The 15,932-nt window shown below is 30.8% G+C and carries 11 protein-coding genes; all 11 read right to left on the bottom strand.

Going from position 1 to position 15,932, the window contains the following annotated elements:
- Positions 1–10: 10 nt before the first annotated feature.
- A complete protein-coding gene (locus FIA58_RS17540; protein WP_140963999.1) occupies positions 11–994 on the bottom strand; it encodes a cytochrome c oxidase subunit 3 in 984 nt (327 codons plus the stop codon).
- A gap of 43 nt (positions 995–1,037) precedes the next feature.
- Positions 1,038–1,625, bottom strand: coding sequence for a cytochrome c oxidase subunit 3 (locus FIA58_RS17535; protein ID WP_140963998.1), 588 nt, complete (start codon positions 1,623–1,625; stop codon positions 1,038–1,040).
- A gap of 1 nt (position 1,626) precedes the next feature.
- Positions 1,627–2,529 (bottom strand): heme o synthase, encoded by a 903-nt coding sequence (gene cyoE, locus FIA58_RS17530; protein ID WP_140964016.1) that lies wholly within the window; start codon positions 2,527–2,529, stop codon positions 1,627–1,629.
- Between the two features lie 93 nt (positions 2,530–2,622).
- Positions 2,623–4,734 (bottom strand): gliding motility protein RemB, encoded by a 2,112-nt coding sequence (locus FIA58_RS17525; RefSeq protein WP_140963997.1) that lies wholly within the window; start codon positions 4,732–4,734, stop codon positions 2,623–2,625.
- A gap of 2 nt (positions 4,735–4,736) precedes the next feature.
- A complete protein-coding gene (gene deoC / locus FIA58_RS17520; protein ID WP_140963996.1) occupies positions 4,737–5,480 on the bottom strand; it encodes a deoxyribose-phosphate aldolase in 744 nt (247 codons plus the stop codon).
- Between the two features lie 77 nt (positions 5,481–5,557).
- Positions 5,558–6,337 (bottom strand): TonB family protein, encoded by a 780-nt coding sequence (locus tag FIA58_RS17515; RefSeq protein WP_140963995.1) that lies wholly within the window; start codon positions 6,335–6,337, stop codon positions 5,558–5,560.
- 114 nt (positions 6,338–6,451) lie between these two features.
- Positions 6,452–7,198 carry an energy transducer TonB gene (locus tag FIA58_RS17510; RefSeq protein ID WP_140963994.1) on the bottom strand — a complete coding sequence of 249 codons (747 nt, stop codon included), beginning with the start codon at positions 7,196–7,198 and terminating at the stop codon, positions 6,452–6,454.
- Positions 7,199–7,261: 63 nt separating this feature from the next.
- Positions 7,262–7,630 (bottom strand): VanZ family protein, encoded by a 369-nt coding sequence (locus FIA58_RS17505; RefSeq protein ID WP_140963993.1) that lies wholly within the window; start codon positions 7,628–7,630, stop codon positions 7,262–7,264.
- Positions 7,599–7,979, bottom strand: coding sequence for a glycine cleavage system protein GcvH (gcvH, locus tag FIA58_RS17500; protein ID WP_140963992.1), 381 nt, complete (start codon positions 7,977–7,979; stop codon positions 7,599–7,601). Before gcvH ends, FIA58_RS17505 begins: the two co-directional genes overlap by 32 nt.
- A 146-nt stretch (positions 7,980–8,125) precedes the next feature.
- A complete protein-coding gene (gene sov, locus FIA58_RS17495; RefSeq protein WP_208022830.1) occupies positions 8,126–15,316 on the bottom strand; it encodes a T9SS outer membrane translocon Sov/SprA in 7,191 nt (2,396 codons plus the stop codon).
- A gap of 30 nt (positions 15,317–15,346) precedes the next feature.
- The gene (gene ruvA / locus FIA58_RS17490; protein WP_140963991.1) at positions 15,347–15,928 is read right to left on the bottom strand and encodes a Holliday junction branch migration protein RuvA; all 582 of its coding nucleotides are present in this window, start codon (positions 15,926–15,928) and stop codon (positions 15,347–15,349) included.
- Positions 15,929–15,932: the final 4 nt, after the last annotated feature.

Below are 15,932 nucleotides of genomic sequence, written 5' to 3'. Positions count from 1 at the left end.
TTTTATATAATTATACTAAGTAGAAGAATGTGAATACAAATACCCAAACTAAATCTACAAAGTGCCAGTATAATCCAACTTTTTCAACCATTTCATAACTTCTTCTTTTTTCATAAGTTCCTAAAATAACATTGAAGAAGATTATAATATTAATAAGTACTCCTGTAAAAACGTGGAATCCGTGAAATCCTGTAATAAAGAAAAAGAAATTAGCAAATAATTTATGTCCGTATTCGTTTCTAACTAAATTAGCTCCTTCCACAACATATTTTGCATCATTTATTCTAGCTAAGGATTGTGTTCTATTTAAAGCGACTTTTTCTTTATCATGTATTTCTTCAGTCAAAATAACTAAATCATTTTTTGCTTTAAAACCTTCCACTACTTCATTTACAGAAAACGAAGGCAATGACGATTCTTCCATAAACCAAACCCCTTCATTACGGGTCAATTGTTCCCTTTCTTCTGGCAAAACTAATGCAAAATCAGCTAAAGCTACTCTTTCAAATTTCCCTTCTTTATCTACCTTACCAAATTGAAGTATTGAACCTCCTTTAGTTTCAACTGCTCCGTATTCTCCTTTGATGAAATTTTTCCATTCCCAAGCTTGAGAACCTAAGAAAATAAGACCACCAATTATAGTAAAGAACATATAAAAAGCAACTTTCCCCTTTTTCAAATGATGACCTGCATCTACAGCAAGAACCATAGTAACCGAAGAGAAAATAAGAATAAATGTCATTAAAGCCACATAATACATAGGTGCATCTACACCATGTAAAAATGGAAAGTGTGTAAACACTTCATCAGCTATAGGCCAAGTTCCTATAAATTTAAATCTTGAAAAACCATAAGCCGCAAGGAATCCTGAAAATGTTAATGCATCCGATAGGATAAAAAACCACATCATTAATTTACCATAGGTTGCTCCCATTGGTCCTGGTCCTCCGTCTAGCAAAGCGTGATCGTCATGTGTAGTAACTGTCGCTCCCATAAAATTTAATTGTTAAAAAGTTCCCAAATTTATTACTTTTTTTCTATTTGAAAAAATAGAAAAATAAAAACAAATATACCCAAATAAAATCCATAAAATGCCAATACATCGCACTTAGTTCAATACCAAGGGTTTGTACAGCATTATACTTTTGTTTATAATGATTATAAATTACTATAATTAATGAAATAAAACCTCCTAAAAGGTGTGCCAAATGTACTAAAACAACAATATATAAAAAAGAAGTTGTTACATTACTTTCACTTCCTGTAAAAAAATAGCCGTTTTCTATTACTTGACCAAAACCCTTAAATTGAAAAAAGACAAATAAAACCCCTAGCAATAGAGTTGAACATAACAAAAACATAGTAGATTTACTATCTGATCTTTTTATTGCTTTAAGTGCTAAAATAAATGTAACACTACTTGCTAACATAACCAAAGTACTCCATATAAAAGCAGTAGGCAATTGAAATTCATTCAACCAATCCGGTCTTGATTTACTAACTACATAAGCACTAGTTAATCCAGCAAAAATCATTAATATACTCATCATACCAAAAATCAATAACATTTTATATGTTCTTGATTTTCTGGCATTGTGTTCTTCTAAAGTCATTTTTGTTTCCATTTTATCTTAAAAATTTATCTAAAATAAATATTATTTGTAATAACGAAATGTAAGAAACACTTACAATCATTAATTTTCTAGCTGCTTTCGAATCCATTTCTTTATAAAGTTTTATTGCATAAAACAACATCCACAAACCTAACAATAAAACTATAGCTGCAGAAAATTTAGTTAAGAATAATTTACCTGTGAATCCAAATGCTGGAATAACAGAAGCAATAATCATCCAAACTGTATATAATATAGTTTGCAAAGCAGTTTTTTTATCTCTTTTTCCTGTTGGCAACATAAAGAAACCTGCTTTTTTATAATCTTCATATAAAAACCAGCCAATAGCCCAAAAATGAGGAAATTGCCAAAAGAACTGAATTATAAATAAAGTTCCAGCTTCTATACCAAAATGACCTGTTGCAGCAACCCAACCTAACATATAAGGAATAGCACCTGGAAAAGCGCCAACAAAGACAGATAGAGGCGTTATCGTTTTTAAAGGTGTATATAAACTTACATACATGAAGATAGATATAGCACCGAACATAGCCGTTTTTGCATTCACATAATACAAAATTGCTAAACCTAAAACTGTGAGAACAATTCCTAATACAAAAGCATTTTGTTTTGTTATTGTTCCTGATGGCAATGGACGATTTTTAGTTCTATCCATTAATGCATCCAAATCTTTTTCAATAATTTGATTAAAAACATTTGAAGCACCAACCATACAGTATCCTCCTATTACCAAAAGCAATAAGGAAATCCAATTTTGATTTGTCCAGCTTGAAACCCCTAATAAATAGCCTGCCAATGTAGAAAAAACTACACTTATAGCCAATCTAGCTTTTGTAATAGCAACAAAACTTGAAAAAAGAGATGGTTTTGAAATGGTATGATTTAAAGTATCCAAAATTAACAGATATCCTTGTTTAATTGGGCGCAAAGATACAAATAAGATTTTTGATTTATATCTAAATTACAATAGAAAAACATCTAACATTTGTTAATAATCAAAATACCAATTAAATAAATCACTTCTTAAACCAATTGAAAACCAAGTTGTATTTGATTTTTGTAGTGATTGTGTTTGAACTTTTGGACTGAAATCACGATAGAACAAACTACCAAAAACTTTTAAATTAGAAGAGGGATTAATTACATAACCTAATTGTAAATCAGCAATAACAATGGTTGTTTTATTTCCTTGAGCCACTTTTACACCTGTATCAAAAGGTCTATTATCCTCATAAGTCAAATAAATATTACCTCCATAATTAAAAGTATCTGAAGCTGAATTAAAATCAAACCCCCTTTGCCCATAGGTAAATTTCGCTTCACCAAAATACCTTCCTTTAAAATATCTCGCAATTCCAATTAGTTCTCTAAAATTACCACTCCAAGCATGCCCTATACTTTGATTATTATGTCCATAATTAGTTAATGGGTTACTATGTGAATACACATAAGGTCGTACATGATTGTATTCCAACTGAAGCATTAAATTTTTAACCTTAAAAGCATCATAATATTTGGCTCCTATTTGATATCCAAATTTATTTCTCCAACTTTTATTTCCTTCTTTTACATCACCAATAGCAAATTCGTCTAAAAGAAATTGTCCGTAAAAATTAATTTGATTGTTCCATTTATATTTAGCTGTTGCTCCTAAAACAGCATTTCCACTTTTTGAAGAAGAAGAAAACTCAACTGCTCTATAAAAGATAATTGGGTTTACAAAATTAACATCAAATCCTCGCTCATTAGTATTGGACCAGACTACATTTTCAAACAACCCAATATTCAAGCGCTTAGAAACATTATAACTCAAATAATGACTTGCCATATATTTTGTAGCATAAGTTCCTTCCAAAGTCACATCTGGACGAACGTCTTTCAGCCACATATATGTATTAGTATACTTAATTTTCCAAAAAGTAGTATTAATTTTAAAGTAAGGATAAGGACTCGTCGCATCACTTTGCAATAAAGAACGATATCCATCACCTATAAAATTTCTACCATATCCTAATTGTAAATCAATAAATTCACTCGGTTTGTATTTAAGATTAGCTTCAGCCAAAGGAAAATCAAAAGCATTCTCTTTAAATTGTTTTGCAATACCTATTCCTGGAACTATTGCTGGATTCCCACCAGACGGCCTTAAACTAAGTGCATATTCGTTGTAGTAATCTGCAAAACGCCCTTGGCTTTCGTAAATCGACGAAGCAAAGGTTATATTTTTACCTAGAGATCCTTGAACTTGAATTCCTCTTGTATTTACAAAAGTACTTGATAATTCGCTTTCTGTATCTTTCCCTATTCTCAAATCAAAAATTGGATTTAAAGTAAACCAATATCCTTCTCCTTGAATGGCTACTAAATTTTCATTCCAAATTTTCCTACCCCACCAAGACCCTTTATCTTTCAGCATACTTTTTTTAACTGCTTCAAAATCATAATATTTAGCCACATCATTATAAGAATACGGCTTTGTTGCAGTATGATTATTACTTCCAACCTGATTAAGCAATGCTTCAAAATTGTAATAATTTGAATGTGTAAATGAAATATTCAAATCACTATTAAAATTAGAGTTTTTAAAAGGTTTATATGATTTTTCTACCGCTTCAAACTCATTTAACTCTTTTGAATTATCAATTAAAACTGCAGTAGTTTTGTCTTGATTATCTTCAATAACTTGATTTTTATACTCTGAAGGATCTGAAAGCGGAATTGCGAATTTGAGCGTGAACTTAGAATACGTTGGTCTTCCTGAAAAATTTGCAGGTTTTATTCTTGGCAAAGTATTAAAAACCCTTTGAGTCTCTTGTTTTAAATCGTTTGATACTGCATCGATGTACAATGTTTTAAAAAAACCAATCGTATCTACTTCAAATACCACTATAATATTTCCTTTATACGCTTTTTCTTTAATTTCAGCAGGAACAACAAAACTTGAATAAACAAAATTCTGCAATGTATTATAGAAACAATTTTCTAGGTTTTCAGTTTGTTCATTCTCACATTCAGAAAAAACAGGAAAAATTTCTTTTTCTACTTGAGCATACATTGAAATACTAAGTAAAAAAACAAAAAGTTTTAAATATTTATTCATCTTTAATAATCTGATTTTGATTCCTTACCGTCTACTATTGCTTTAGCAGCTGAAGTTCCAATTCTTTTTACTCCCAGTCGTATCATTTCTATTGCTTCTTGATAATTCCGAACACCTCCAGCTGCCTTAACTGGTAAAGGAAAAGCATTTTCTAGCATTAATTTAACTGATGCTGTAGTTGCACCATTAGGCAAACCATCTTTAGTAACATAAAATCCTGTAGAAGATTTCACAAATACATTTTCATAATTCGATTCTTTAAAATGTGCTATCACTGTATTTTTAATTAAAGCACAAAGTTGCACAATTTGATGATTCGTTAATGCAGCTACTTCAATAATCCACTTTACAATCTTATTATTATCCAACCCTAATTGCGTACAAACTAAAACCTGCTCTTTAACCAAATCTATTTCTCCTCTTTTAAAAGCCTCATAATCGATCACAAAATCCAAATCATCAGCACCATCTTTAATAACTTTTTTAGCTTCAGTTATTTTAAACTCAGTAGATTTATCTCCTTTAGGAAAATCTATAACAGTACCAATAGTCACTCTTGAATTTGAAGCCACAATCATTTCTTTTGCTAAAGCTACAAAATCAGGACGTAACATAATTAATTTAAAACCGTATTGTATTGCTTCCTCAATGTTTTTCCTTACAATTTCAACATTATCTTTTTTAGAAATTCCAGCTTGTTCTGCTGTTTTCAAATAAGTAGCATCTAAATATTGTTCAACATGCATAGCGTTTCTATTTTGAATATACGGTAAAAATAAAAAAATCCCATTGATATGGGATTTTTTTTAGCTATTAATTTGAATTAATTTAACTTGAATGTAATTGGAATTGCATATTTAATTCTAACATTCTTTTTCCCTTGTTTTGCAGGAATTAATTGTGGTATTTTTTTAACAGCTTTTTCAGCAGCTTTTTTCATATCTTCTGTCGCTCTATTATTTTCTAATGGTTTTACATTTGTAATATTTCCATTTTCATCAATTATAAACTCAATAAGAGCTGTTCCTTGTTTTCTGTTTTCATAATCTCTTTCAGGATAAGTCAAGTTCCTAGAAATTGCTTTAGCTAACTGTTCATCAAAACAAGCTTTTTGCTCTGATCTTAGCAACCCTTTACATGCTTTAAACATTGGCAATTGCTCTACGCTAAATATGTTAGGAGATGTATTTGCAGCATCAGTATTTCCCGAAGCTGACTCAGTAGTTGGAGTAGTATCAATAGGATTCTCTGCAGTTTGAGAATCATCTTGAGTTGCTAAATCTTGTTTTACTACAACTTCATCATCTTTTTTTATATCAAAATCATTTAAAACATCATGAACTTTAACTTGAGGCTCCACTCTTGCAATTGGTTTTGCAACAACAGGCTTAACTTTAGCAGGAACTTCTGGCTCTGCAGGATTATAAACAAATACAGTTTCTTCTATAGGAGTCAAACCGCTATTAGGTTTATAAATCTTCTTAACATCCTTAAAATTAAACTCTAAAACAAATAAAGCCACAACCATTGTAGCGATAAGGCCTAATTGAAAATAGATAAAGCTATTTTTTGTCTTTTTTTTGAAATCATCTTTTGCTCTCATAATTATATAGTTTTTATTATTAACATCTCGTTAACAAAACATATACAAATTATATGCCAAAAAAAAAATTCCAATCAATTGATTGGAATTTTTTTTATACAAGAATATACTTTCTTATTGTAATTTAAATGTAATAGGTAAACCATATTTTACTCTTACCGCTTTTCCTCTTTGTTTACCAGGAGTGAATTTTGGCAATTTAGAAATAATTCTTTGAGCTTCTTTTTCTAATAATTCTGCATCTTGTTTTATACCTCTACCTCTTACTTGAATATCTTTCACAACACCATCTTTATCAATCATAAACTGAACAGCTACAGAACCTTGAGAACCATTTTCTGCTGCTCTTTCTGGATAACTGAAATATTTCTTAATGTGTGCATTCATTTTTTCATTAAAACAATCCATTTGTTTATTTTTAGGAATTCCTTCACAACCAGGAAACATAGGAATTTGTTCAATAATTGCAAAAGGCATCTCATCCGGAATATCATCTAAACTAGGACCAGCTTCACCCACTTCAGAAGCTTCAACTACAACCACAGGTTTGTTTTCTTCAATTTCTGTAGTTTCAATTTTTTTCTCTTCTAATTTGATTTCATTCTTAACCACTTCAATCACCTCTGGTGCTGGTGGTGGTGGTGGTGGCAATCTTTGTACTGGAGGCATAGTTAAAACTACATCCTCTTCATCTAACACTAAATTATCTGTTAATGCAAACTTTTCATTTTCAACTCTTGGATCTTCCGATTTAAATTCAATTCCAATATAAGTAAGCACTAAAACAGCTACAAGCCCTATCTGAAAAAACAGAGTAGCATTTCTTTTAGGGTCAACATTAGGATTTTTCTTTACTTCCATAATTTTGTTTTTGAGGTCGCTAATATAATTAATTTAAAAATAGTTTTAAAATTTTTTTAAGATTTATTTATTAACAAACCTTAAAAAAACAAATGCTGAAACAGCTCCTAGCGTATTTGCCAAAGCATCAAAAATATCTGCATGACGATCACTAGTAAATATCCCTTGAAGTACCTCAATAATTATGCCATACAGCACAGCCATAAGAACTATTTTTAATTGACTTTTTATTTCTTTTACATTTAAAGCTTTTTTCCACAAATAAAATAAAATAAAATAAAACGAAAAATGGGCTATCTTATCTTTAAACGGAATACTTACTAGAGTAGGAGTTTTTTTTATTGTAATTAAACATATGTATCCAATAAATATGCTCCAAAAAAAAGCAAAATATAAAAACTTACGCTCCGATAAGTGCTGCGTAATCTTCATTAGATAGTAATTTTTCTAATTCAGTTTTATCTGAAAACTTAACTTTTACCATCCAGCCATCTCCATATGGATCTGTATTTACTTTTTCTGGGTCTGATTCAAGACTATCGTTAAATTCAATAATCTCTCCCGTTAAAGGTAAAAACAAATCCGATACAGTTTTAACCGCTTCTACTGTTCCAAAAACCTCATCTTTATCTAAAGTTTGATCTAAGGTTTCAACTTCAACATATACAATATCTCCTAATTCTTTTTGTGCAAAATCTGTTATTCCAATTGTTGCAATGTCTCCTTCAATGGAAACCCATTCGTGATCTTTTGTGTACTTTAAGTTTGATGGTATATTCATTTTGTGTGTATTTAATCGTTATACAAATGTAGTTTTAATAATTTAATTCTAAAATAACTTGCACTATATTTTTTACAACATAGTTTTAAATAAAAAATCCGTTTGCAATTCAAACGGATTTTTTGTTATTTATTCTTTATTTATATTTAGTTTCCAAAATTATAACGAATTGTAAACCCTGTTCTAATATTAGTTATTGGAAAAGAAGTCGATATGACTGCTTGTGAAAACTGATGATCATAGAAGAAAATTGCCGTTAAGTTTTTACTAAACGAATAATCAGCAGATAACTTAATTGACCATAAATCTTGACCACCTGCTAGCTCATTATTATTATAGTCCAAATAACGTACTATCGTGTTATTTTTTCTAAGTGAAAAATCGGTTTTAATATTAATATCACTTTTTATGACACCCGTTGGATTATCTGCCAAAGACGAATTAATAGTTACGTTTTTAATTCGATAACCTAATCCTATTGTATATTCATTCCCACTTACTTCTGTCAAGAGGTTATTATCAAAACTCATATTTAAAGTTCTATCTTTTTTCATCTCAGCAATAATTTTAATTGAATTTTTCATCTCGAAATCAACTCTTAATAATGGATTGAATTGCTCTGTTAAATTTACATTTGAGATGATTGTACTGGCATAAAAATTACCATTTGCATCAACTGGCGCTTCATTCAAATTAGACCTAAATGAATTAACGTTATAACTCGCTCTATAGCCATGTTGCAACGAAAAGCGCTTAAACTTCTCTTTAAACCATTTATAACGCATTAAACCAGTATATTTTAAATTCCAATTTGGTAACGGAATGTTTTTAAAAACACCATTAGACTCTTTTGAAACATCTTTTCCAGAATATGCAGCCCTAAAAGAAGGCAATAAAACTTGTTGGCTATTTTTTCCAAAACCAACAGGATAACCTTCTATATCTCTAGGATAATTATTACTTCCATAATGATCTTGCGCTAGCTTATCTGCTACTAAAATCCTATTATCTCGGAAGTCTTGAAACGTTTCAGAAAAATTCTCATTACTCTCAGTAAAAGCGGTTTTGATTAAAATAGTAGAAATATTAAAGTTACCAAAATTATAAGGAGAGCGAGAATTATATTCACTATTGCTCACATCATATTGTTCTGAATAATTTTCTGAATACATCCTATCAGCTATTAAATCAATTTTTAAATCTGAAAAAGGCTCAACTTGTGCTGTGAAATTTAATTGCTTATTAACTACTTGTGTGAAATTTTGATTGAATTCTGGAAAAGTTGTAAGCCATCCTTGTCTAGCTGCTTCATAGCGAACATCGGACTGACTTCCAAAAACAAATCCTAATGATGGTTTCGAAGAACCAAAAAACCCTAATCCTGGCAAATAACCAGGTAAAACTGTACCACTAGTTTGAGTATAATTTGCTTGAATATTTTTTACACTCGTTACCAAACCAATCAATCCATTTACTAAAATATTTCCGTCATTTTTGGTCGTTTTCCCTTTTGCAGTAATTTTTTGGCCTGGTTTAGGCAAAGAAGTTTTACTTCCTTTATCTCCCTCTTTTTTATTCTTATTTTTCTTCTTCTTGTTCCCTGTTAGACCAATATATCTATAAAGAAGGTCCATATTAAATGTAGTATTCAACTTATGCGAATTTGCATTCTGAATAGTATTTCCTAACTGATATTCAACACCATTTTCTGCTTCGATAGTTGAAAATGCATCTGACGAACGTTGCCAATTAAAATCACCAGTATAACTATAATTTGATTTCACAAAACTTAAAGCTGGAATTTTATTAATTGGTAAATCATAATTTACAACGATTTGTTGATTATGTTGATTAGACTCACCTACATTCCAATAATCATCCCAAATATCCAAACCATCAATTGGCACATTACTTTCATCTAAATAATTTCTAACAATATTACTTGTAGCTGCTGTATAATTGACACGTAATGATTTCGTAATATTATAATTAAACCCATATTGATAGTTAAAGAAATAATTTCTTCTATATAGAGGATCCAAACCAATACCTTCAACATCTACTAATCTAAACTGTTGTCTATTAAACTGTCTGATAATATTAGAACTAAAAGAGACATTAGCAGGCATGAAATTAAAATTAAAATCTTTCAATAACTTATAATAGCCACTTTTTGACAATTTCTTAGAATTCTTAAATGGCTCAATAGTTTTAGGCTTGAAAGCATAAGCATAATCAACAGTAGTCCTATTTTGTTGATCTAACAAACTCTCTATCTCATAATCATGATGTTCTGTAGTATTAAATGAATAAGAAAGTGTTAAATTCTCTACATCATAAAAATGTTGTTTTTGTTCTTCTCCTCTTTCTTTTCTTACTCCTATAAAATTAATACTTGTTCTTTTAGTATAATCTATAGCTCTATTTTTCACCTCATCTTTTTTAGCTTCATCATCAGTATTGTCTATAATTTGTTGTAATTCTATGTCTTGATAAAAAGGATCATATTTAGGAGTAATTGTTTCCTCTCCAACTGCATAATTAAATGGTAAAGTTATTCCCCATTTCTTAGGTAACAATTTACCTAAATTAAAGTTAGTAACGATATCATATTGAAAAACATCCTCCCTACTTCTCTCATTAGGACCTTCTTCTATTCCACCGAATCCAATTGTACTAACCCTACTTGTGGCTGAAAGCGTTGCAAAATCTGCCATATTTGTATCTAAATTAGCAACAGCTGCATAACCTCCTTTATTATCTAAATCTGAAAGTCGTAATTCATTAAACCAAACTTCACCTCTTATAACTCTGTCACTATTATTTTTCACTCCAACCATCAAGGTTCTTACTAGACCAAAGTTAGGATTTCCTTTAATACCTAGTTTCAGCTTATTATTTGCAGTTTGCTCTTCAATAAAGCCTATTCCATTTACATCAAACTGAATAGTTGAATCATTATTCAATTTTAAAATTTTAAGCTTTGTCAAGAGGTTTAGTGGTAAATCAATTTCATTTTCTAAAGGCCATATATCATCAGGAGAAACTGCATTTTGAGAAGTTACTTTTAAAGGAACCTCAATTTGGTAAAAATTCTCAGTAAAATCATTTCCAAAACGAATAAAAGCAATCATTTCATCATTTTCGAGAGCTTGTGTTTCGCCAGGAGGAAGTGCTTCTGCATGCAAAAACATTCTTAGTTTTTTAAATTGTCGCATATCGACACTTACATTCTTGAAAACAGCCCTAGAATCGCCTAATTCCAATCCATCATCATATCCTCCATTTTTATCATAAACACGTAACGATAATGATTGTTCATTTTGATTAATAACTGTATTGTTGTTATACAGCTGTTCTCTTGTAACTCCTGGAGGAGAGACATAAGGAATTGGTTCCCTATCTGCATTTTCTTGAATATTAACTGCTACGACATCAAAACCTGTGTTTGGGTCATCAGTTCCATCCATATCAGGAGGAGTTGAATCTAAAAGACCTGTATATCTTCTCCATTCTCCTCTTACCAATTCAAGCGAACCAAAGCGCAAAGTTATTTCATCTTTAAAACCAGTCATATACATTCTCATAAAGCGAATCGAACGAAAATCTGTAATTGATCCAACTTGATTATCCGCTGTAAATTCTTGAATAGGTACTTTATATTGAACCCATTTTGCTTTGACAGTAGCTCCATTAGGCATCTGTTCTGTTGTATTCTGAATATTTACTACATAATCTTGACCAACTTGAGGACTTGAATTAATAGGCACTTCAAATTTAAAATATGCATTAATTGTATTCATCGTTTGATCACGATTAACATCCTCTACATCTGGTTTTGTATCATTTCCTCTATTTGTATCTGTAACATTAACTGGGGAATTACCTTCAGAATTATTGTAATTTCTGTAACGATTAACTATATCTCCAGTTGCACTTAAATAAAATTGATAATTATCTGCAGAAGGATCATTATAAGTTGCATAATCAGGAAACTTTGCTGCTTCTGCTGCATCATTCAAACCATCATATCCAACATCTTGAACATTTCTATTCCCTTCATTGGTATCAAAAGCATACACTAAAGATTGTGAACTAGGTACCTGTGCCCATTCAGTCTGTAAAGCAGGAACTGTAGAACCAACTTCTGGTAAACCATTCTCAAATTGTTTTCTTCCATCTTTCAATATATCCTCAGAAATCTCACCCAAATTAATAACCAACTTCCCTATGTTATTTGGATCAGCTTCGTCTGGTGTTTCAGATGAATAAGGACTTAAAACCCAAAACTGTACATACTCTACATTTGATTGTTCAAAATTTGTAGAGTTAATTGAACGCATAATTCCGGCCCAATTATCTGGAGCATCTACTTCAGAAAACTGATTTGTTGCTGCAATTGCCGGATTATAGTTGTAAGGCCCTCTATCCTTAGGATAATATGTTAAATCCAAAGTACTAATAACGTTAGAATTCCCTTGGGCAATATCCACATTTGGGAACAATTCCCTACTAAAAATTCTTCTTGTTCTATTTAAAGATAAATCGTCATTATTAATTCCGCTTGGTGGTTGCGTATAAAAAAGAGGGTCAATAGTATACCAAGACAATTTAGCTCTTTTATAACCTACATTTCTAACATCTGTTGGTGGCTCAGTTGTATCTGGATTACCATCAAAATTCCCTTCCAATGGAACAGATGCTAAATCCCAAGAAAGAGGTGAACGTAAATCTATTGAAGATTGAGAACCTTCAAAATCATCTACATAAGTGGTTGCTTCACCATTAAACTGATCGGCTTTTGAAGCTCCTGGTAATAAATAAGCTATTTCTCCTCTAAATGACAGATTAGAAGGTACATCTGTGTCAATATTTGGCAACTTATTAACTAAACGAGTTAACAAAGGAACTTCTGTTGAGAAATTTGTATTTAAGCCTACAATTGTATTATTAACCGATTCCTGACCATAATTTGATTTATTAGTAAAAGGGCGTTCTGACAAATTTAAAATAGTTCCTCCAACTAGAAAATTTTTATTAAACTGATGCTCTACATTAACTCCCCAAAATCTTTTAGTCTGTTGGCCAAAAACAGAATTGTTTTCAACTGATATTTCAATTGGTGTATTAGAAGCTTGCAATGAAGGATCTAACAATTGCACTTTCCCGAGTTGATAATTTACAGTATAATCAACCCCTTCTACCAAAATTCTTCCACCAGATTTCACAACTACAGAACCCTGAGGCACATTAAATGCTCCTATAGAAATTCCATCACCACCTGACGACTTAAAACGCCCTCTTAATTGGAACTTATTCTTCTCGCTTTCTTGTAAAGCTGCTGCTTGAGTAGATCTATAAAGTGTTCTAAAGACATATTTTGATTGATTATCATTATAAGTTAATGGATTATTATAATCCTCAGATGCAGAAGTATTCAATTTCTTAAACATAAGTTCTCCAAAAGGCTCTTTAGTTGTGAAAATTATTCTTCCATATTGAGTATCAATAGTTGTACCTGGAATAAAGTCAAAGAAACCATCCCCACCATCCTGCGGATCATTAGTATAATTTAACTTATCTACATTTAACACTTTTAACAAAGGAGTATCCTTCACATCTGCAGGAAGTGGAGAACCAGAATTTGCTGCAGTAATATAATTTAATGGTGACGGATCCGTATATAAAATGTTAAACTTAAAATCTTCTTGTTGCAATTGATAACCTCCAGGAATTTGATAAATATTTTTCATCATCAAGTTCCAAGTTGGCATTGTAAGAGGATCATTAGGAGCCTTTTGCTTAACAGCAGTTAAATTACTTTTTAACAACTTAACAATTAATGCTTGAGAAGAAGGAACACCAGAATTATTAACTTGAGTAGCATCTACTCCATCAGTCCCAAACTCTCCTACTTGGTATACTTTATCTCCAACTGTATATTGATAAGCAACTCCTAATACCTCATCATTAGCCAATCTTTGATTTAAAGATATATATCCTAACTGAGGGTGATAAGTAAACTCAGAAGCCGTTAATTTTCTAGCATTTTCTAATTTAGCATAATCTAAACCTTCATCTACACCAATAGTAAAACCATTATTTGCTGTAGCAACTTCTCGAATAGCTGGCTTTAAAAAATTAGTTCCTATTTTATTTGGATTAAATTTATTATTAGCATTATCAGCTGGACTATCTGGAGCAACAGCATTGAAAAAATTAGGATTACTTGTTAAATTAACCCCAACCACCTCTTGCGGCAATAAATTTGATAATGGAGCTTCACCTATATCTTGTAAAGCAATAAGATTTCTTAAGTTATTCTCATTAGAGTTAATTCTATTTTGTTTATTAGTTACCCAAACTTCAATTCTTGTAATTTGAACTCTACTGTTAATATAAGGATAAGTTTCCAAAGATTTGTCATATTTATCTCTAAAATACTGAGATAAAAAATAGTGCTTATCAGAATCGTATTCTTGAGCAAATAACTGGAAATCCTGAAGTGTTCCTCCTCCTTGTGAAGTAACTGTTTTGGTTTGTGATTTCTGTTCAGAAAAAACTCCAGTAACTGTTGTTTTTCCAAATTGGAATTGAGCTTTAACTCCAAATAAACTCTGAGACCCTCTAATTAGTGAATTCGAAAGAGGAAAACTCACGTTACCAATTTCTAATTTCTGAAGAATATCATCTTCGGTTGAACCGTATTCTAATTTTATTAAATTCTGAAAAGCAAATGTAGATTGAGTATCATAATTTATATTTACATTTAATCGAGTACCAACTTTTCCTTGTAAACCAACACTAATTCTTTGATCAAAATCAAAAGTTGTAGTCACTCTGTTTCTTGGAGAAAAAGCGGGATTATCTTGTTTTGTATAACGAAGTCCTAGGTCAATTTCTACAGAACCTGTCGGTTTAATATCAATTGTATTACTCCCAAAAATACTTTCAAAAAATTTAGAATTCACATAATATCTCGGTAATAAATCTTTCTTCTTTTCTTCACTTCCCTCTTTTTTACCATCTACAGCAGCAGATTTCTCTCTATAATATTTACGCATTTCTTCGCGCAAAACTAATTCCTGATATTGTTTTGGAGTTAAAACTAAAGGATAATTTACATTAAAACCATCAAAAGTATTCGTATAGATATATCTATCGGTTGTAACATCATAAGTATAAGCTTCCACTATACTTTGAGGATTTGGTACTTCAATTTTACCTAAATCGACACCCGCTTTTATAGAATCATTGTCTTGAGCATTAATTTGCAAAAAAAACAAAAATAAAATGCCTAAAAATATTTTTTTATCCCCTTTTATTTGCCTGCTCAAAATATTAACTTTTAATTTCTTTTCCAAGTCTTATAAATTTTTTAGTGCTTGTTTTATTAAATTTTCTACACTTGCATTAGGGTCTTCTTTAACAACTTTCTCAACAACTTTCTCAGCTGTTTTTCTAGCAAACCCTAACACCTCCAAAGCAGATAACGCTTCTTCCTTATTAGTATTGTTTGAAACCAGAGAAACTTCATCTAAAGCATACACTTTTAACACTTTATCCTTTAAATCTAAAATAACTCTTTGGGCAGTTTTTGCACCTATACCTTTTATGCTTTGTACTGTAGCTACATCGTTTGATGCTATGGCTTGAATAATTTGTTGGGGCGCTAATGAGGACAACATGGTTCTTGCAATACTTGCTCCAACTCCAGAAACTGAAATAAGCAACTTAAACAATTCTCTTTCTTGTTTTTCTACAAATCCGTATAACGTATGTGCATCTTCCTTTATCTGTAAAAAAGTAAAAAGTTTAATTTTTTCCTCATTTGGAATGAGTGAAAAAGTATGCAAAGATATGTTGACATGATAACCAATTCCGTTACAATCAATCACAACTTCTGTTGGTGTTTTTTCAACTAATCTTCCTTGAATATGTGTTATCATGTTT

It is taken from the genome of Flavobacterium jejuense, from assembly GCF_006491595.2.
Classification (GTDB): Bacteria; Bacteroidota; Bacteroidia; order Flavobacteriales; family Flavobacteriaceae; genus Flavobacterium; species Flavobacterium jejuense.
The sequence above is the reverse complement of the archived record's forward strand: the minus strand, read 5'-3'. Positions and strand labels throughout refer to the sequence as shown.